This is a genomic window from Pseudomonas sp. GX19020 (assembly GCF_023371075.1).
GTDB lineage: Bacteria > Pseudomonadota > Alphaproteobacteria > Rhodobacterales > Rhodobacteraceae > Pseudogemmobacter.
In genome coordinates, this window is sequence record NZ_JAMCCR010000011.1 from 1 (window position 1) to 18,714 (window position 18,714).

Annotated in this window: 18 protein-coding genes and 1 riboswitch; of the genes, 5 read left to right on the forward strand and 13 right to left on the reverse strand. The window is 64.2% G+C overall.

Annotation, left to right across the window (positions count from 1 at the left end; genetic code table 11):
• Window positions 1–138: 138 nt before the first annotated feature.
• From ribH to ubiT, 13 genes are all read right to left on the reverse strand, one after another.
• Window positions 139–576, reverse strand: a complete 438-nt coding sequence (gene ribH / locus M3484_RS15805; RefSeq protein WP_249497750.1) for a 6,7-dimethyl-8-ribityllumazine synthase — start codon at window positions 574–576, stop codon at window positions 139–141.
• A gap of 3 nt (window positions 577–579) precedes the next feature.
• Window positions 580–1,245, reverse strand: a complete 666-nt coding sequence (gene ribB, locus M3484_RS15810) for a 3,4-dihydroxy-2-butanone-4-phosphate synthase (protein ID WP_249497757.1) — start codon at window positions 1,243–1,245, stop codon at window positions 580–582.
• Window positions 1,246–1,342: 97 nt separating this feature from the next.
• Window positions 1,343–1,490: riboswitch (FMN riboswitch) on the reverse strand.
• 115 nt (window positions 1,491–1,605) lie between these two features.
• A complete protein-coding gene (locus tag M3484_RS15815; protein WP_249497759.1) occupies window positions 1,606–2,520 on the reverse strand; it encodes an FAD:protein FMN transferase in 915 nt (304 codons plus the stop codon).
• 10 nt (window positions 2,521–2,530) lie between these two features.
• The gene (locus tag M3484_RS15820) at window positions 2,531–3,109 is read right to left on the reverse strand and encodes a nitrous oxide reductase accessory protein NosL (protein WP_249497761.1); all 579 of its coding nucleotides are present in this window, start codon (window positions 3,107–3,109) and stop codon (window positions 2,531–2,533) included.
• Entirely contained in the window at window positions 3,106–3,927 is an 822-nt protein-coding gene (locus tag M3484_RS15825; protein ID WP_249497763.1) for an ABC transporter permease, read from the reverse strand. The genes M3484_RS15820 and M3484_RS15825 overlap by 4 nt, the downstream gene beginning before the upstream one ends.
• On the reverse strand, window positions 3,924–4,823 hold the full coding sequence (locus M3484_RS15830; protein ID WP_249497765.1) for an ABC transporter ATP-binding protein: 900 nt from the start codon (window positions 4,821–4,823) through the stop codon (window positions 3,924–3,926). The genes M3484_RS15825 and M3484_RS15830 overlap by 4 nt, the downstream gene beginning before the upstream one ends.
• Window positions 4,789–6,120, reverse strand: coding sequence for a nitrous oxide reductase family maturation protein NosD (locus tag M3484_RS15835; RefSeq protein WP_249497767.1), 1,332 nt, complete (start codon window positions 6,118–6,120; stop codon window positions 4,789–4,791). The genes M3484_RS15830 and M3484_RS15835 overlap by 35 nt, the downstream gene beginning before the upstream one ends.
• Window positions 6,121–6,122: 2 nt before the next feature.
• On the reverse strand, window positions 6,123–8,066 hold the full coding sequence (nosZ, locus tag M3484_RS15840) for a TAT-dependent nitrous-oxide reductase (protein WP_249497769.1): 1,944 nt from the start codon (window positions 8,064–8,066) through the stop codon (window positions 6,123–6,125).
• A 17-nt stretch (window positions 8,067–8,083) separates the two neighbouring features.
• Window positions 8,084–10,303 (reverse strand): NosR/NirI family protein, encoded by a 2,220-nt coding sequence (locus M3484_RS15845; RefSeq protein ID WP_249497771.1) that lies wholly within the window; start codon window positions 10,301–10,303, stop codon window positions 8,084–8,086.
• Window positions 10,300–10,677 carry a DUF2946 family protein gene (locus M3484_RS15850; RefSeq protein ID WP_249497773.1) on the reverse strand — a complete coding sequence of 126 codons (378 nt, stop codon included), beginning with the start codon at window positions 10,675–10,677 and terminating at the stop codon, window positions 10,300–10,302. The genes M3484_RS15845 and M3484_RS15850 overlap by 4 nt, the downstream gene beginning before the upstream one ends.
• A gap of 74 nt (window positions 10,678–10,751) precedes the next feature.
• Window positions 10,752–11,642 carry a ubiquinone anaerobic biosynthesis protein UbiV gene (gene ubiV / locus M3484_RS15855; RefSeq protein WP_249497775.1) on the reverse strand — a complete coding sequence of 297 codons (891 nt, stop codon included), beginning with the start codon at window positions 11,640–11,642 and terminating at the stop codon, window positions 10,752–10,754.
• A 2-nt stretch (window positions 11,643–11,644) separates the two neighbouring features.
• The gene (gene ubiU / locus M3484_RS15860) at window positions 11,645–12,643 is read right to left on the reverse strand and encodes a ubiquinone anaerobic biosynthesis protein UbiU (protein ID WP_249497777.1); all 999 of its coding nucleotides are present in this window, start codon (window positions 12,641–12,643) and stop codon (window positions 11,645–11,647) included.
• 1 nt (window position 12,644) lies between these two features.
• Window positions 12,645–13,172: a ubiquinone anaerobic biosynthesis accessory factor UbiT gene (ubiT, locus tag M3484_RS15865; protein WP_249497779.1), complete on the reverse strand. Its 528-nt coding sequence runs from the start codon at window positions 13,170–13,172 to the stop codon at window positions 12,645–12,647.
• 83 nt (window positions 13,173–13,255) lie between these two features.
• Here ubiT and M3484_RS15870 point away from each other — a divergent pair, with 83 nt between their 5' ends.
• From M3484_RS15870 to M3484_RS15890, 5 genes are all read left to right on the forward strand, one after another.
• Window positions 13,256–14,746, forward strand: a complete 1,491-nt coding sequence (locus tag M3484_RS15870; protein ID WP_249497781.1) for a UbiD family decarboxylase — start codon at window positions 13,256–13,258, stop codon at window positions 14,744–14,746.
• Complete coding sequence (locus M3484_RS15875; protein ID WP_249497784.1) at window positions 14,743–15,321, forward strand: UbiX family flavin prenyltransferase; 579 nt, start codon at window positions 14,743–14,745, stop codon at window positions 15,319–15,321. Before M3484_RS15870 ends, M3484_RS15875 begins: the two co-directional genes overlap by 4 nt.
• 18 nt (window positions 15,322–15,339) lie before the next feature.
• Window positions 15,340–16,005, forward strand: a complete 666-nt coding sequence (ric, locus tag M3484_RS15880) for an iron-sulfur cluster repair di-iron protein (protein ID WP_249497792.1) — start codon at window positions 15,340–15,342, stop codon at window positions 16,003–16,005.
• Between the two features lie 158 nt (window positions 16,006–16,163).
• Window positions 16,164–18,233 carry a TonB-dependent receptor gene (locus M3484_RS15885; RefSeq protein WP_249497794.1) on the forward strand — a complete coding sequence of 690 codons (2,070 nt, stop codon included), beginning with the start codon at window positions 16,164–16,166 and terminating at the stop codon, window positions 18,231–18,233.
• 8 nt (window positions 18,234–18,241) lie between these two features.
• Window positions 18,242–18,604, forward strand: coding sequence for a hypothetical protein (locus M3484_RS15890; RefSeq protein ID WP_249497802.1), 363 nt, complete (start codon window positions 18,242–18,244; stop codon window positions 18,602–18,604).
• Window positions 18,605–18,714: the final 110 nt, after the last annotated feature.

Consider the following 18,714-nt stretch of genomic DNA (forward strand, 5'->3'; position numbering starts at 1 on the left):
TTAAAGGACTCCTGAGAAAATCGCCGAGCATGTGACGGCTCATTGGGGCCGTACAACCACGTTAGCGATACTCGAATGCCGCGCGAGAATGCCGGGGGTCTGATTGCGGCCCGCCTCGACGGGGGCGAGCCGCGGGGTTCAGCCGATCACCCGGAGAGCGGTGAGGCAGGCTGCCGCAGCCTCCCGGCCTTTGTTGTGCTCGTCATCGCGGCTGCGAAGGATCGCCTGCTCTTCGTCATAAGTGGTGAGGATGCCAAATGTCAGCGGCACCCCGGTCGCGAGGCTGGCCGTCATCAGGCCCATGCTCGCTGCATTGCTGATATATTCAAAATGGGCGGTGTCGCCTTTGATCACAGCGCCAAGACAGATCACGCCGTCATAGCCGTCACGCTGCGCCAGTTTCTGTGCGATCAGCGGAATCTCGAAGGCGCCGGGGGCTTCGATCACGGTGGCGGGGGCGTGTCCCGCCGCACGCAGGCAGCTTTGTGCGCCAGTCACCAGCCCCTCTGTGATCTCTGCATTGAACCGGCTTACGACGATGGCGAGGCGCGGTGCGTGCTCCATGGATTCTTGCATGGCTCAGGCCTCCGCACGGTTGCGATAGTCGACGATCTCGCGAATGGTCAGCGTCTCGAGGCCGTGCCTCTCCGCAAATTCTGCCAGATCGGCGCGACGGGCCATCTGCCCGTCATCGCGCATGATTTCACAGATAGCCGCACCAGGGGGCAGGCCCGCCAGCCGGACGAGATCAGAGGCCCCTTCGGTATGGCCATTGCGCGCCAGCACTCCGCCTTCTGCGGCGCGCAGTGGAAAGACATGACCGGGCGAGACGATCTGGTCCGGTTCCACCGTGGCCGAAGCCGCAAGCCGCATCGTATAGCTGCGATCCTGCGCCGAGATGCCGGTGGTGATACCGTCTCTCGCTTCGATCGAGACGGTGAAGGCGGTGGAGCGCCTCGCACGGTTTTGCGCGACCATCGGCTGCAGCCCGAGATGGTCCACCTGTGCACCCTCCAGCACCAGGCAGATCAGCCCGCGCCCATGGGTGGCCATGAAATTCACCGCCTCAGTGTCGGCGAATTGTGCCGCTATCACCAGATCGCCCTCGTTTTCGCGGTCTTCATCGTCGATCAGGACGATCATGCGTCCGGCCTGTAAGGCCGCGATTGCATTGTGCAGCGCGGCGTCGGTCGCCGGGGGCAACACCTGACGCGGGGCCGCCTCGATGTGTAGATGATGTGACATATCAATGATCCGTTTGCTCTTGAGAACGAGACAAACTCAAGGTCGCAGCACATCAACCTGACCCCCGCCAAGGACAGGCGGGTGGTGCGGCAATGCGATGCGTTCTCTCTCATCCGGACTATACCGTCGGCTCCGGAGTTGCACCGGATCTGCTGACCCCACCGTTAACGGCGGGCGCTCGCGGGCTTATGCGTGACCTTGCATTTACCGCCGGTGGGGAATTGCACCCCGCCCTGAGAACGTCTGCCCGGCAGACATTGCCGGACCCTTATAGTTTATTCCGACGAGGCCGCTATTTCAACAAAATCACCTGCGGCACCTTGGCACGGGGCGCTGATATTTCATGAAAACAAAGAAAAATCAGCTCAATACCACCGCCTCTGCCCGACAGTCGGTGAAGGCTGACAACAGATCCCTGAGACCCGCTTCGTCTTTGGTCAGGCAGGCCGCTGTCGCCAGCGCATCGGCCAGCGCGGCCGTCGGGGCTGAGATGGTGACACTGGCGAAAGGTGAGGCCACGGGCGCCCCGGTCCGGGGATCGAGGATATGGCCATCCTGCCCGGCGGCATCAAAGGCTGTGCCAAGCGGCGCCGAGGTCGCCAGCGCGCGCGCGGCCAGCGGGATCGTGTCATTGCGTCCGGGCGCCCGGATCGGCCAGGCGCTGCCATCAGGGCGCGAGCCAACCGCCCGGTGCTCGCCGGTATCAATCAGGATATGCGTCAGCCCCTCGGCCTCAAGCAGCATCGCCACCCGGTCGGCGACATAGCCCTGACCGATGCCGTTCAGTGTGATTGCCATGCCCCTGGACATGCTGATCCGTTCGGGCGACAGCTCTACCCGCTCCATGCCGGACAGCGCCAAAGCCGCGCGCCGCTCAAGGAGGCTGGGACAACGCCCTGCGACTGCCGTCTCGGCCCAGAGCGCCCATAAGGGTTGCAGCGTCACGTCGAACAACCCGCCGGTGGCATGGTGAACCGCATGGGCCCGGGCGAGGCAGTCGAGCAACTCGAAGGGCGGCGCCTCCAGCAGCGCCTCGCGGTTTAGACGCGAAAGCGCGCTGCCCTCGCGGTAAAGGCTGAGGATATTTTCCAGCCGTTCGATCTCGGCCAGACAGCGGGCGGTGATTGCTTCGGCATCGGGGTGGTCCAGCCGGATCGAGGCGCGGGCACCGAGCGCCTGGCCGGTCCAGTGCTGTGTGGGTCGTGCCACGAGCGCAGCGGGCAGGCTGGCGGCAACAGCGGAAATCGCGATGAAACGGCGGCGGGTCAGAGACATGGCGGTGCCTTCAATGTTCGTGGATGGCGCGGAGGCGGTCGGCGAAATCGTCTTCATCGCCACTCTGGTCGTGGGCTGTGCCGGTCGACATCTCGACCGGAGCAAGCACGGCCTCTTCCGGGATGGCGTCGAAGGTCATGACCTCGCCTCCTTCGGCTTTGGCAAAGGCCAGGGCCTCGTCGCGACTGGCGAAGGGCACGGCTTCCGGCGCGCCCATGCCGCCTTCGCGCGCCGATCCCAGCACGTAGAAGGCGGTCGCGGCGGGGATCCAGTTGCCTGTCCCCGGCACCTCCCAGCTGGCGCCCGGCGCACCCATGTCGTTGACGTAGATCGCCAGAATCGGCAGGCTTTGCTCGGGCATCCGTTGATAGGCCAGCGCATCGCGCACCTGGCTGAAGTAAAGCGGCACGCCGGGCAGGCCCTCAAGATGGATCTGCGCCTTGGGGCCTGGATGTTCCAGGAGGTTCATCTGGCAGAAATGGCCGAGCGTCTCTGCGGTCATCTCGACCGGGGTCAGGTCCTGTGCGGCCTCTTCCTTGCAGGCGCTGAGGGTGAGCGACAAGGCCAGCATGAGGGCGAGGCGGGTCATGGCGAGACCTTTCTGAAAGCGGCAATGGAAAGGAGGAGGGCGGCAATCGGCCAGAGCACCAGCGAGAGCGCCGAATGCCAGAGCGGGATCGAGGCCGCAGCCCCGCCCATGCCACCCGCCGCGCCGACCGAGGCCGAGGCTGCCAGGTTGAAGAGGCGGAATGCATCGGCGGGATTCGCGAGCAGCAGCGCCGGCAGTGCATCGGTGGCAAAACCCCCGCCTGCGCCCGAGACGACCAGCGCCAGCAGCCCGAGATCATAGAGCACCACGAGCGACAGCCAGAGCCCGATTGCGAGCCCCGCAGCACCCGACGGGCGGCGTGACAGCGACGACAGCACATAGCCCAGGCCGAGGAAGGTTGCGCCCAGCAACACCGAGGTCCAGATCAGCCGGATCAGCGAAGGCAGGCCCTGCGCGGCGCCCGGATCGCTCCAGAACGCAGCAAGGGCGGCAGCCCCATAACCGAGGCTGACCGCAATCCCAAGGATCACCACATGCGCCAGCAATTTGCCCGCAAGGATGCTGCCGCGTGATACCGGATAGGTCAGCAGCAAAGGCAGCGTGCCGCGCTCGACCTCGCCCGCGACCGCGTCGAAACTCATCAAAAGCGCCAGAAGTGGCACCAGATAGACCGCCAGCGAGGTCAGCGAGACCACGGTGACCGAGAGCCGGTCGATGCCCACATCGCCGGTGGGGGCCGCCCCGGCGGCGGTCAGAACCAGCGCGAAAAGCACCATCAGCCCGGTTGCAATCGCGACCCAGCGGTTGCGAAGCGCGATGCGAAACTCGATCCCGGCGGTGGAGAGGATGCGCCTCATTGACCGGTCCTCCGGCTGAAATGGGAATAGATATCTTCAAGGCTCGGGGGGGTGACGTCGAGATCGGCGATCCTCGGGCCAAAGCCGGTGATACGGGTCAGAAGGGCCAGCTTTTCGGTCTGGCGGCAGCTGATCTGGATCTGCCCGGAGGGCAGCAGATGCGCGCCGGACAGCGATTCCAGCAGGCTGCTTGTGTAGCCCTCGGCAGGGGTCAGGGTAAAGCTGACCGGCAGCTCCGCCTGCTGCCGCAGGGAGGGGAGGGTGCCCGCCGCCTCGATCCGGCCTTTGGCGAGGATCAGGATCTGGTCGGTGCGCGCCTCGACCTCGGTCAGCACATGGGAGGAAAGGAGGATCGACGCACCCTCCGCTGCCAGCCCGTCCAGCAACGCATAGAAATCACGGCGCGAGACCGGATCAAGGCCCGAGGTTGGCTCGTCCAGGACCAGAAGGCGCGGGTGCCCGATCAGAGTCTGCGCAAGGCCTACGCGCTGGCGCATCCCCTTGGAATACGTGCCGATCCGGCGCTTTGCCGCATCTTTCAGCCCGACGCGGGCAAGCAGATCCAGCGCCAGCGAGGGGCTCTCGCCGCGCAGATGCAGGTAGTGACGGGTCTGTTCCTCGCCGGTGAGCGCCGGGTGGAAGGCGGCGTTTTCCGGCAGATAGGCCACCTGCGCCCGTGAAAGGGCCGATCCGGGCGCGGTGCCGCAAACCGTGACCTCGCCCTCGGATGCCGGAATCAGGCCGAGGATGATCTTCATCATCGTCGATTTGCCGGCACCATTATGGCCCAGCAGGGCCACGCGCTGGCCGGGGGCCACGCTCAGCGAGACATCCGAGAGCGCCTCGACCGGGCCGAACCGTTTAGTGAGATGTGAGATCGTCAGGGTCGAGGTCATCATAATTTCCAGTGGTCCAGCGGCCTGCGGCAGCCTCCTCCATCGCGGCGATTTCAGGGAGGACGGGGATGGTCAGCGGCTGCATCAGGGGCGCGCTGTCGGTGACGCCACCGGGCATGGTGGCGGGAAAGCTCGACTGGCTCCAGCGGATCAGCTGTACCGCGGGCGAGCCGGTCAGAAGGGCGGCGGAAGGCGTGGACCACAGGATATGGTCCATCAGATCATTGGGGCGGTAGCTGGCATCGGCGATGCCGTCACCGTTCAGATCATAGGCGGGATGGTCGGACCAGAAATTGCCGCGCCCCTCATGGCTCCATTCCATGAAACGGGTGCCGACATATTTCACCTGGTTCTGATTGCCAATGAAAGCGTTTCCGGTCAGCACGTTACGTTCAGACCCGGCAGTGAAATGAATGCCGATGCCGCAGCCTTGAAAGCGGTTCGACCAGATCAGGTTCTTGTGGGCGTTATAGATAAACAGGCATTTTTTGGTGCCGCCCCGGATCAGGTTGCCGGTGACATCGGCATTGTTGGCGTAGTTCAGCATCAGCCCGTGTTCACGGTCGCCAAGGCTGAGATTGTTGAGGATTTTTGAGCGATCCGAGAACATGATGGCAAAGCCGAGATGGTTGCCGATCGAGATATTGCCGGAAACCTCGGTCCTTTGCGTATACATGAAATGCACTGCGAAACGCAGGTCACGCATGATGTTGTTGCGGTAGATGCTGCTGGCGCTGGCGTTGGAAAAGATGCCATCCCGGCCATAGCGGATCTCGTTGCCCTCCAGCAGTGTGCCGGGGCTGTTCCAGACATAGATGCCGTTGCCGCGTTCGTTCATGCGGTGGTTCTGGCGGCCGGTGATATGGTTGCCGATCACTTCGGCATCGCGCCCGCCATGCATGTCGATGCCGTGCATATTGTCGTAAAGCGTCAACCCGAGGATCTGCACCCGGTCGGCGCCTTTCAGGATCTTCACCCCGGCATCGAGGTCTTCATTCGCCGAACCGGAGCCGGTGACGGTGAAGCCTTTCAGCACCACATCAGCCGCCGAAATCGTGATCACCGTGCCCTGGCCGGTCCCATCCACCACCGCGCCACGCGGACCGGTGATCGTCAGCGTGCGGTCGATGGTGACGGGGCCAGGATAGGCCCCGTCGGTCAGGATCAGCACATCACCGGGGGCTGCACCCCCGATGGCGGCTGCCAGCCTGCCCGGCCCGGGCGCGACCTCGTGCTCTGCCGCGAGTGCGGGCAAAGCGAAAAGGGCGCTGAAGAGAAGGGCAAGCCAGCGCATCATGGTCAGCCCTTCTTCGGCTCGACGAACATCCGGCCGCGCATCTCCATATGGAGCGCGTGGCAGAACCACTGGCAATAATACCAGTAGACGCCCGGCATGGCCGCAACGAAGGTGACGGAGGCAGTTTGCTGCGGCCCCACCTCCATCGCCACGCCATGGTTGCCCATGGTGAAGCCGTGGGTCAGATCGTCGATCTCATCCATATTGGTGACGATCACCGTGACCTCATCGCCCTCCTGGACAGTGAACTCTTCCAGCGAGAAGGACGGCGCGACAGAGGACATATAGACCCGCACCTTGTTGCCGTCGCGGATCACGGTATCGCACCAGTCGTCAAGATCGATGCCATCGGCCTCGGCCTGTTTGCGGGTCTCGGCCCACATCGGGTCCTGGCGGTCCCAGACCGATTTGATCCCCGACATGATCGAGGGGTGGACGGCAATCGCGTCATGGGGTTCCGCGAAGGTCGGGCCGTCATGCACCAGCTTCATCTCATCGCCGGAGATGTCGATCAGCTGGTCATTCTCGGCTTTCAGCGGCCCCACATTGAGGAAACGGTCTTTCGAGAATTTGCACAGGCAGACCAGCCAGTCATTGGTGGCATCAAGCGTCTCACCCATCACGGTTTTCAGGTGACCGGGCTGATAATGCACATCCAGCTTGTGTTTGATCGGATTGACCTTTTCACCGGCATAGGCGCGGATGGCGTCTTCGATGTTCCACTTCACCACCTGGCTGTCGAGGAAGAGCGAGGTATAGGCATTGCCGCGCCCGTCAAAGGCGGTGTGCAGCGGGCCAAGACCCAGCTCCGGTTCTGCCACAACGGCGGAACGCGGCTCGGCATTTTCATAGAAGATCGCGTCGAATTTGGTGATATCCAGCACCGTGACCGTAGGCGACAGCTTACCCGCGACGCAGAGGTGCTTTTTATCAGGCGCCATATTGCAGCCATGCGGGTTATTGGCGATCGGGATATAGCGGGTGAATTGCGAATTGGCCTCTTTGCGGCCATCGACGACCTTCACGCCGTTGATTTCCTCGAACTGACCCGCCGCGATGGCTTTCTCGATCTCTTCGATATTGAAGATGACGACGTGATCCATCTCGGATTCGGTCATCTCGGCAAGGGTCATCCCCATTTCCGAGTTATACGAGGTCGAGAAGGCCCATTTGCCGGTGTAATCGGCATCGCAATTGTCGAGATTGCCCGAGACCTTGACCTGCCAGGCGACCTGCCATTCATCGGCATCGACAGCGGTGAAGATGTTCACATAGGTCGAGACATCCCGCATGGTCGAGCCATCATTGACCAGCGGCGCCTCGTCTTCGCCATTGCAGAACACATAGTTCGAGCGCGGCCATTTCTGCGGGCGCAGACCGTGGATCCCCTTGGCATTCGGGATCTCCAGGATGGCATCGGTCTTCATCACATCGCAGCGCACCCGGGCGACGCGGGTATTGGCCTTGTCATTCATAAAGAGAAAACGGCCGTCATATTTGCCTTCGGTGAAGGACATATGGACGTGGTGAAGATCGCCATTGTCATGGATCTTCTTGCCGTTGGCAGCGAGGTGTTTTTTGGTCTTCTCGCTCATGGTGCGCTGGTGGATATGCAGCGATTCATTGGTCTGGCCCCAGCCGGTGGCCGAACAGCGGTTGAAGACCGGCACCCGCATCAGCTCGCGCATCGACGGGATACCGAGGATGCGCAATTCGCCCGCCTGGCCCGAGGACCAGAAGCCGTAATAATCATCCAGCTGGCCCGGTGCGATGCTGCCATCCGCGCCCGCCGCCAGCGCCGCACCGGAGGTGGCAGCGGTCACCGCGCCAATACCGCCGAGGCCAAGCGCCAGCCGTCCCGGCAGCGATCCTGCCAGCGCCACAGAGCCTGCGGTCGCGCCAAAGAGCGAGCGGCGGCTGAGGCCTTTGGTGTCTTGCTTATCCATGATCGGGTTCCTTTCGATCAGACTTCAGAAGGGGTTGTGCGGGCGGCATTCGGGTGGCCGGCGGGCGGCCTCCCGAGTTTCGGCCCCAGATTGGGGGGCGAGCTTTCCGCGATTTTTTCCCGCCGTTTCAGTTTCTTGATGACGACAGGGCAGGTGGTTTCAGACTGGTAGAGCACCTGGCAATGAAGGCAGTTGATGCATTCATTCGGGTTGATCTCGCCAGTCGGGTGGATCGACTGCACCGGGCATTGCTTGGCGCAGGTCTGACAGGGGTTGCCGCATTCGTGGTAGCGCTTCAGCCAGTCGAACATCCTCAGCCGCGCCGGGATCGCCAGTGCTGCCCCCAGCGGGCAGAGATAGCGGCAGTAGAAACGCTCGACGAACAGCCCGGCGATCAGCAGCGCCGCCGCATAGGCCACGAAGGGCCAGGCGCGGACGAAGTTCAGGATGATCGCGGTCTTGAACGGCTCCACCTCGGCCAGATGTTCGGCCTGGTCGATGCTCATCAGCGACACCCCGAAGAGGCCGAGGAAGATCATGTATTTGATCGGCCAGAGGCGTTCATGCAGGCCCCAGGGCAGGGTCCATTGCGGGATGCGCAGCTTGCGCGCGATCTGGTTCGTCAGCTCCTGCAGCGCGCCAAAGGGGCAAAGCCAGCCGCAATAGGCGCCGCGCCCCCAGAACAGCAGCGAGGCGGCAACCGCAAACCACAGGATGAAGGTCAGCGGGCTGAGCAGAAACGCCTGCCAGCTGAAGCCGCTGACCAGGCTGCCAAACAGCGCCATCAGGTTCACGACGGACAGTTGCGCATTAGCATACCAGCCGAGGAAGAGCAGCGTGACGGTCAGGAAGCCCATGCGGAAGATGTAGAAGCGGCGCTCGTTGCGGACGGCGAAGCTCTGGAAGAAGAACACCCCCGTCAGAACCAGCAGCATCACACCCAGGACCGCGATTTCCAGCTTTGACGACAGCCAGATCCGTTTCCACAGGTCGGATTGCGCGCTCGCCTCGTCCTGATCGGCGATCTGGGCGACTTCGGGCGGGGGCGCAGGGGGCGCAAGGTTGCGCAGATATTGGGGCGGCAGCTGATAGCCCAGATCAAAGGTCTGGAACACCTTCTCGACCGGCCCGACTGCGCGCTGCACCAGCAGTTGGATGCGGAAGGGCTTCGTCGCATCAAAGCCCGAGGCAGCGGGGATGCGGAACAGGTCCATCTCGGCGAATTCCGGCGCGCCGTCCGCGGTGATCGCATTGATCCGCTTATGGTCACGGTCACGGAAGCGCACCGAAACATCGTCTTGGATCAGCACGATACGGTCAAAAATCCCGCCCCGCACATAGCCCGAACCCTTGAAGCTGTAGATCCCGCGCCCGACCACGGCGATGGCATGATCGCCCTCACCCAGCCAGTTTTTCAGGTTGGTCTCGGCGGCGTCCCCCAGCAGCGCCTCACCAATCGCGGGAACCGAGACCAGCGCGGTCTGCATCTCGATGAAAGTGGTGGCGGGGGCCTCGGTCATCGGACGTTCGGCTGCGCGCGGATCGGGGTTGGCGGCAAAGGCGGCGTTGATCTGGCCGACATCCAGCGACAGGCGGCGCAGGGTGCCGTCGCCCTCCATCACCGGCCAGTCAGCGGGCACCGGCGTATCGGGGTTGATCTCGAATTGCGGACCCTGCGCGGCGGCTTCCGGCGCAAGGCCGCCCAGCCCCAGCCCACGCGCCACTTTCAGGCCGGAGCGGATGATCGAATCGTCAATCACCATCACTGTGACAGTCGCGCCCGAGATGATCTCCACATCATGGCCGGTGCCGCCCGATTGCGCCTCGGCGACCAGATCGAGGCCGATATAGCCCTCGACCATGGTGCGGATTTTGGCCTCGGGAATGCCGATCAGCACGATCGGCTCGGAGTGCTTGACCAGCTTCAGCCCAGCGATTTTTGCGTCTTTGTCCAGCGCAACCAAGGTGTGGATCGGCTTGCCGGAATAGCCGGTGGTGCCCACAAAATCCGAGGTGACAAAGGCCCAGGCGATGGTCTCGCCGCCTTTCAGCACCGGCACCACCGCCAGGTCAGAGCGGGGCGGGCCGAAGGCGTCAGCGCCGGGGACCAGCTCGGCGGCGCTCTGCTCTGGCAGCAGTTTTTCAAGCACAGTCTGCGCGCGTGCCTGCCCTGTCAACAGCAGGAAACAGGCGATCAGCGCAAGGCAAAGGCGGGCTATCGGCAGGCGGGCGATCATGCGCTGGCTATCCGGTTGTGATGGGGGGGAGGTCCGCGCAAAGGCGGGGTCAGATAATCAGGACGCAGCGCGCCGAAGCTGTTGCGGGGCACAGCAGCGATGCGCTGCGCAGGCGTCAGCAAAGGCAGGCCAGCGATAAAGGCAGGCAGGACCGGTGCGGTGAACCCGCAGAGACCGCAATCCTGGCAGTCATGCGGCGCGGGATGCTCATTGCCCTCTGCATCAAGCCAGATGGTCACGGTCTGGTCATCATGGCAGATCTCGACCGCCATCAGCGGCCCGGCAAAGGGCATCGCAGCGTTTACCTGCGCAGACGCCATAAGGCCCATCACCACCAGAAGGGTGGTGGCTATGCGCAGGCAGAGAAGGGGCATCCGGAGGATCATGAGGCAGGGATAGGGGTCAGGCCGGGGCGCTTCTTTGCGCCAGGGCAAAGAAGCGGGACATTTCAGCGGGGGGCGTCCATCCCGGCGGTGCCCGCAAGGAAACCAGCCGCGAAAAGGGCGCCCGGCATCTGCTGGCGCAGGGTGTGCAGCAGTTCGCCGGGGGCGGTGTCGCCGTGAATTTCCTGATAGTAGGCGTTTATTATATCAGGGAAATTATTGATCTGCGGTGAGAGGCGCAGTGATGTTACACCGGCCTCGCGCAGCACCCCGATCTGGCTGGCGACAGTGGTATGGGCATGGCCCAGCGTCTGCACGCCGTTGATGGTCAGGAAGGCAGTGCCGTCCAGCGTCTGCACCTCGCGCCCGTCGGGATCGTCACCGCAGACAAACAGGCAGGCATCCTTGATCCGGTCATGCAGCCGCGCGTGATAGCAGCGCCCGGAGATCGCCAACGGCACGCGGCCATGTCCCCAGACCTCGATGGCGACCCCCGCCGCCTGACCCGCACGGGCGAGAGTCGCAACCGAGGCCAGTGGCAGCTCCGGCGGCAGGCAGATCCGAGTCGCCCCTTTTCGGGTCAGCCATTCCAGCGTGCCCTCATTATAGACATTCACCATCGGACCGACCTGGAAAGCCATGCCTTCCGGCAGGTGTTTCAGCGCGCCCAGATCGGCGATTTCAACCGGCAGGCCGGTCTCGAACAGGGCCTCGGTCTGTTTGCGCTCACGCTTCAGGGTGATCAGAGCCAGTGAGGACAGCGCTACCTCTTTGCCCGCCGCCAGCAGGGCCTCGACCGCGCCGGGGATCTCCTGCTGCCAGAAGGGCAGACGTTTCGAGCAGACCCATTCGCCGATCACCACCCGCCTCGCGGGGGTAAGGGCGAGGCGCTGATAGAAGTCGCGCACCTGTTCAGCGGTCCAGAAAAACGCGATGGGGCCGATGGTCAGGTCCATGCTCATCTCCAGGTCTTGGCATAGGCGCCGGTGGTGGCAGCCTGGCCTTCGGTGAGTTTCGCGAGCAGACCCGCAGGCATCGGCTGCCCGGCTTCGGCTGCCTCGACGGCGGCACGGAAAGCGCGCACCACCTGGGCCACATAGGCGCGGGATCGCTGCCGTCCCTCGATCTTCAGCGCGGTGACACCGGCCTTTTGCAGCTTGGGGATCAGCTCGGTCGCATCGAGGCTGACCGGATCCTCGAAGATATGGCCGGTCTGTGCGGGGCCGGTTTCCGTCGCAGGCGCGGTGAAACAGCCCTTGCAAAGCGTGGGATAGGGCAGGGCCGCGCCCTTCGGCGTGCGGTCGATCAAAAACCCGCCAAGCCGCGCCTCGCTGTGCCCTGCAACCGTCTCATAGGCGACATGGCTTGCGGGCGAGCAGACGCCGTTCATATTGGGCGAGAGTCCCGTGGCCCAGCTTGAGAGCGAACAGCGCCCCTCGGCCATGACGCACAACCCGCCAAAGACGAAAACCTCGGTCTCGATGTCGATTTCTTTGTTGATCGCGGTGATCTCATCGACGGTCAGCACGCGCGGCAGCACGACGCGGCGGATACCAAAGCTCTCGGCGTAAAAATTTATCGCGTCCGGATTGGCGGCGGCGGCCTGGACAGACAGATGCAACCGCAGGTCAGGATGGGTGTCGGCGGCATGGGCGATCAGGCCTGGATCGGCGAGGATCACCGCATGAACCCCCGCCTGATGCGCATCCGCCACCGCCCGGTGCCACAGCGCCTGCGCGCCCGCGCGGGGGAAGGTGTTGATCGCGACCAGCACCCTCGCACCCCGGGCGCGGGCATAGGCGACGCCCTCGGCCATCTCTTCGCGCGAGAAGTTCAGGCCGGGAAAATTGCGGGCATTGGTCTCATCGGCAAAGCCGCAATAGACGGTATGCGCGCCCGCATCGACCGCCGCCCGAAGCGCAGAGGGTGTGCCTGCGGGGCAGACGAGTTCCATCATCTCAGATCTCCTCACGCGAGAGGGCATAGCCGCTGGCGCGGGCCAGCCGGGCGGAAGTGCTGCGCAGCCAGCGGTCAAAGGGCGCCACGGTCGCGGTGGCGAGTTCCTCGGTCAGGTCCAGCTCGGCATCGTCCAGCGCATTGCGCAGCGCCAGAACGGCGGCGGTATCGCCGAAAATCTCCAGCGCGCCTGAGAAGAACAGCGCATCGCCATCCTCGCGCCCATGCAGCATGGCGAGGAAGGCCGCGATGCTGCCCGAGATCCCGGCATCATGCGGGGGCAGGTCGGCACGGCGGGCAAAGGCGGTGATGCGGCGCGGTTCCGGCTCCATCAGCAGGCGCACCGGCCCGTCGGTCACATCTATCAGGAAGCGCGCGCTCTGGCTCGGGCCAAGGCGGGTGAAGATTGCGGGATGGTGTAAAGCGATCCGGCGCAGAATTGCTGTCAGCGCCCGGCCAAGCGCGGGAGCGGCGAGCGGCGGCAAGGCGATACGCTGCAGAAGGCGCGGCAGGGGGGCGGCATGGGTCATGGCCCCGGGCTTCGCATGGAAAATCAGCGCGAGGCTTGACCATCGTCAAGACCGGTGCGGATTTTCCGGCGCATGGATCAGCTATGAACCAGGCCTTACCCATCACCCGCAGCCTGCCTGCCATCGCTGATTTGCGGGCCTTCCTCGCGCATTTTGAGGCGGCGGGCGATCTGGCGCGGGTGCGTGAAAAGGTTTCGATCCGCCATGAAATGACGGCGGTGCAGCTGGCCGCTTTGCGTCGTGGCGGGCCGGTGCTGCGGTTTGACTACCATGATGGCGGCGTCATTCCGGTTGTCTCGAACCTGTTCGGCACGCAAGCGCGGGTGGCGGCGGGCCTCGGGCTTTTGCCCGGCCAGGTGGCGGATTTCGGGGCGTTCCTTGCGCATCTGCGCAGCCCGGTGCCGCCTGGCGGCATCCGAGACGCGCTGGCGCAATGGCCGATGCTGCGCGCGGCGCTGTCAGCACGGCCAAAGATCCTGCGCCATGGCCCGGTGCTGGATGCCACGCTGCCCGATCTGACTGCGCTGCCGGTGCAGACGCCCTGGCCGGGGGATGCCGGGCCGCTGATCACCTGGCCTGTGGTGATGACCCGGCCCTTCGGGACGGAAGCCACTGACCTTGGACAATATAATCTCGGCGTCTACCGCTCCCAGGTGATCGGGCCCGACCGGCTGATCCTGCGCTGGCTTGCCCATCGTGGCGGGGCCGCGCATCACCGCACATGGGAGCGCGCCGGGCAGCCCATGCCGGTCGCCATCGCGCTTGGGGCCGATCCTGCGCTTTTGCTTTCAGCGGCGCTGCCGCTGCCCGAAACCGTCTCGGAGCTGGGATTTTCCGGTGTTCTCCGTGGTGCCAGAACCGATCTCGTTCCCTCGCGGTCGCTGCCCATGATGATCCCGGCCCGCTCTGAGATGGTGCTGGAGGGCTGGGTTCACCCGGGAGAGACCGCGCCCGAGGGGCCGTTTGGCGACCATACCGGCTATTACAATTCGGTCGAGGCCTTCCCGGTGATGCGGGTGACGCGGATCACCTGCCGCGAGACCCCGCTTTACCTTTCCACCGTCACTGGCCGCCCGCCGGATGAGCCATCCGTCATCGGCGAGGTGTTCAATGATCTGGCGCTGCCGCTGATCCGGGCGCAGATCCCTGAGGTACGGGATCTCTGGTTGCCGCCTGCCGCGTGCTCCTACCGCATGGCGGTGGTGAAGATCGACAAGCGTTACCCTGGCCAGGCGCGGCGGGTGATGATGGCGCTTTGGGGGATGCTGCCGCAGTTCAGCTACACGAAGCTGGTCGTGGTGGTGGATGGGGATCTGGACATCCGCAACTGGGATGACATCGCCTGGGCGCTGGCAACCCGGATGGACCCTGCTCGCGATGTGATGCTGATCGACCGCACGCCGATGGATTACCTCGACTTCGCCTCACCGCTGGAGGGGCTGGCGGGCAAGATCGGGATTGATGCGACCACCAAGATCGGGGTGGAGACTGCCCGCGAATGGGGCCAGGAAATGGCACTGGACCCGGCGCATGTGGCCCGGGCCGAGGCGATCCTTGCGGGGATCATGCCATGACGGGGGCGATGAGGGTTGTGCTGGGGGTTTCCGGCGCATCGGGCGCAGCGCTGGCGATGGATTGCGCGCGGGCCCTGATCCGCGCCGGGGTTGAGATTGATCTGGTCCTTTCCACCATGGCCGCGCGCACCTTGCTTGAGGAAATCGGGCCGGGGGCCGAAGCCGATCTGATGGCGCTCTCCACAAGGGTTCACCCGCTGCGCGACCTCGGCGCGGCGATTGCCTCGGGCTCTTACCCGGTTAAGGGCATGATCGTCGCGCCCTGTTCGATGCGCAGCCTCGCCGCGATCGCGCATGGCATGGACGACAACCTCCTGATCCGCGCGGCGGGGGTGCAGCTGAAAGAGCGGCGCCCTCTGATCCTTCTGACCCGTGAGGCGCCCCTGACTCTGGCGCATCTGAAGAACATGCAGGCCGCGACGGAAATGGGCGCGGTGATCCTGCCGCCGGTTCCTGCCTTTTACCTGCGCCCGGCCTCGCTGGCCGAAGTGACCGCTCAGATCGCCGCCCGCGCGGTCGACCTTTTACGCCTTGGCCCGCCGCTGGCGCAGGCCTGGACGCCTGACACCCCCTGAACCACACGGAGACAAACCATGAGCCTTGACCTTCTCGCCCCCGCAACCACCGTCCGCGACATCGCCGCGCAACTGCCCGGTGCCGCGCAGATCTTCCGCGATTCTGACATCAGCTTTTGCTGCGGCGGTGCGCTGACCCTGCCGCAGGCCGCTGAAAAGGCCGGGCTGGAGCTGGGCGGCCTGGTGGCGGACCTTCAGAACCTGATCACCCGCGCGGCGCAGGACGCGCCGCGTGAGACCCCGGATCTGATCGCCTATATCCTCAAACGCTATCATGAGACCCACCGTGAGGATCTGAACTTCCTCACCCAGCTTGCGAACCGGGTCGAGATGGTGCATGGCGACCATGAAGAGGCACCGCTCGGCCTGACCGAAACGCTGCTGGCGCTGCGCGACGATCTTGATGGCCATATGACCAAAGAGGAAACCGTGCTCTTCCCGGCCATGCTGAACGGGGCGGGCGCGATGCTCGCGGCCCCCATCGCGGTGATGCAGGAGGAACATGCCGCGACCAGCGATCTGTTGCGCAAGATTGAACATATCACCCATGGCCTGACCCTGCCCGAAGGCGCCTGCGGTTCCTGGACGGCGCTTTACACCGGGCTTCGGAAGCTTTGCGAGGAGGTGGTGGCCCATATCCATCTTGAGGAAACCGTGCTGTTCCCCCGCGCGCTGGCCGCCTGAGAACTCCGGTTTTCTTGACCGAAATCAATGGAAACGCCGCCCTTCTGAAGTAAGGGCGGCGGTGCAGCCCCCCTTTGGGCCGCCAAAACACCCCAGCCAGACGCCAGGTTTTCCCGACAACCAGCCCAGCCCCGGATGACGGGCGGGAAAGGAAAACCATGAGTATCAGATCCCTGCGTGGCAGCGCGGCCCTGCTTTTGTGCCTTGGCCTCACCGCAACCCCTGCTTTGGCCGAGGAAGAGCCGGTCAGTCTCGGAACCATCACCCTGACCGCGACCGGTCTGCCGGTAGAAGTGCTGAAAAGCCCGGCCTCGGTCAGCGTGATCGACGGCTCGGCGATCAGGAACACCGCGCCAGTCTCGGTGGCAAAGCTGATCAGCGATGTGCCGGGTCTGCAGGTCAGCGGCAACGGCATCGACCGCATCGCCATTCGCGGCGAAGGCGCGTCGCGCGTCGCGGTGCTGATCGACGGGCAGAAGCTGACCGATCATACCAATTACGGCCAGCCGCTGCTGATTGACCCCGGCTCGATCGAGCGGATCGAAGTGGTGCGCGGCTCTTCCTCGGTGATCTCGGGCAGCCAGGCGATTGGCGGCGTGGTCAATATCATCACGAAAAAGGGCGCAGCGAGGCCGTTTGAGCTGACGACCCAGGCAGGCTACATGTCGGCCACCGATGGCTATCGGCTTTCCGCCACCGCCTCGGGCACGGTTGAGGCAGGTGAAGGCGCGCTGGATTACCGGCTGACGCTGGGCCGGATGTCGCAGGATGATCGCAAATCGGCGGATGGCGTGGTCTCGCCCTCGGATACCTCGGACCGCACCGCCTCGGCACATCTGGGCTACCGGAGCGGCCAGCATTATTTCGGGCTGAAACTGCTCAGCTATGATCTTTCCGCCAATGTCTTTGCCGACAACCCCGATTTTCTTATCCAGATGCCCAAGCGTGACATGCGCCGGGTGGGGGTGTTTTATGAGGGTGAGAACCTCACCCCCTGGCTGCGCAAACTGAGCTTTGACGCCTATCGCCAGACGGTGGATCGCAGTTTCCGCAACGATATCACCATGTATCCCGCCGGCATCATGCATCTGCATGTGGAATCGACCTCGGAGGACGAGCAACTGACCTTCGGCGCCAATTTGCGGGCCGAGATGCAGTTCTCGGAAAACAGTCGCACCTATGTCGGGATCGAATTCACTGATGACAGCCTGACCACCGACAAATACTCCCGCACCACCGTGCGGTTTCGGGGCGCGCCTTTCCCGATCTCGGATGTGACAACGCTGCGCTACGATGAGGCGACGATCCGCACCACCTCGGTCTTTACCCAGCATGAGATCAGCCTGAATGACGCGCTGACTGCCACCTTCGGCGCGCGCTGGTATCATGTCGAGGCGAGCCATGATGTGGCAACCACCAATGGCGTGGCGCGCGCGGCGACCGGGAACCGCGACGATCAGGGGCTGGTCTCGGCAGGGCTGGTCTGGTATCCGGATGAGAGCCTGGCGCTGCGCGCGAATATCTCGCAGGGCTATATCTATCCGTCGCTCAGCCAGCTGTTCCTGAACACCACCGCAGGCGGCACAGCGATTGCGGGGAACCCCGACCTTGATCCGGAACGCGCCACGACATTCGAGATCGGTGCGCGTTACGATGCCGGGGGCGCGCTGATCGACGCGACTTTGTTCCACACCAGGGCGAAGGACTATATCGCCAGCGTCCAGACCGACCCGATGACACGGGCGCGGCAATATATGAACCTCGAAGAGGCGAAAAGCTGGGGGCTGGAGCTGCATGCCGAATATGCGCTGCCGGAGCTGGGCCTGACGCCCTATATCGCCGCCACCGCGCTGCGGCGTGAGATCACCTATGCCAACGGCTTCTCTACCCGCGATTCCGGGATGCCGGATCTGTCGGGCCGTGTCGGTCTGCGCAAGTCCTGGAGCCTGGGCGCGGCCGAGGGCGAATTCGACTTCTTCCTGCGTGCCGCCAGCGGCACGGTGATGCGCGGGGCGGACGGGCTGGTGGCTGCCCGCGATGCCAATGCGCTGAAAACCAATCGCAGCGCGGGGTTCGGCACACTGAACCTGCACACGACCGCCCAGTTCGACAACGGAATCGCGGTGGTGCTGGAGCTGAACAACCTGACCGACCGCAGCTATGAGGGATGGGATTACATGCCGGGCGAGGAACGCTCGGTGAACCTCTTCCTGACGAAAACCTTCTGAGGGCTGCCATGCTGATCGAGACACTTCTTGTGCTGACCCAAATCGGAGAGGGGGATCTGCGGGTGACGCTGTCGCCCGCCGCCGATGCGGTGGAATGCGAGGCAAACCGCGATGCGGTGGTGACGATCCTGACCGATGCCGGCCGACCGCCGCTGGTGGCGCTTTGCGGCCAGACCGGGCTGCGGCTGACGCCCTTCCTGCATGGCATCCGGCCCGAGGATGAGACCCATCGCTACCGGGTCAAGTTGCCCGAAAGCGGGGGATTTGTGGTGATGCCGCTGGCGGAAGGCGAGGGCTGCGCCCCCGGTACTGCGGCGGGGAGCGTCATCTATTGTGCCAGGTCTGCGCAATCGGTGGTGAAAGAGGATTGATCCTTCGCAGGGTCCGGGAACGCGGGAGGGAACTTTCCTTCCCGCGTTTTCTTTTGCCCCGGCCTGCCAAATTTGCGCCAGCGCAAAGAGGCGGCGGTCTGCATATTGTA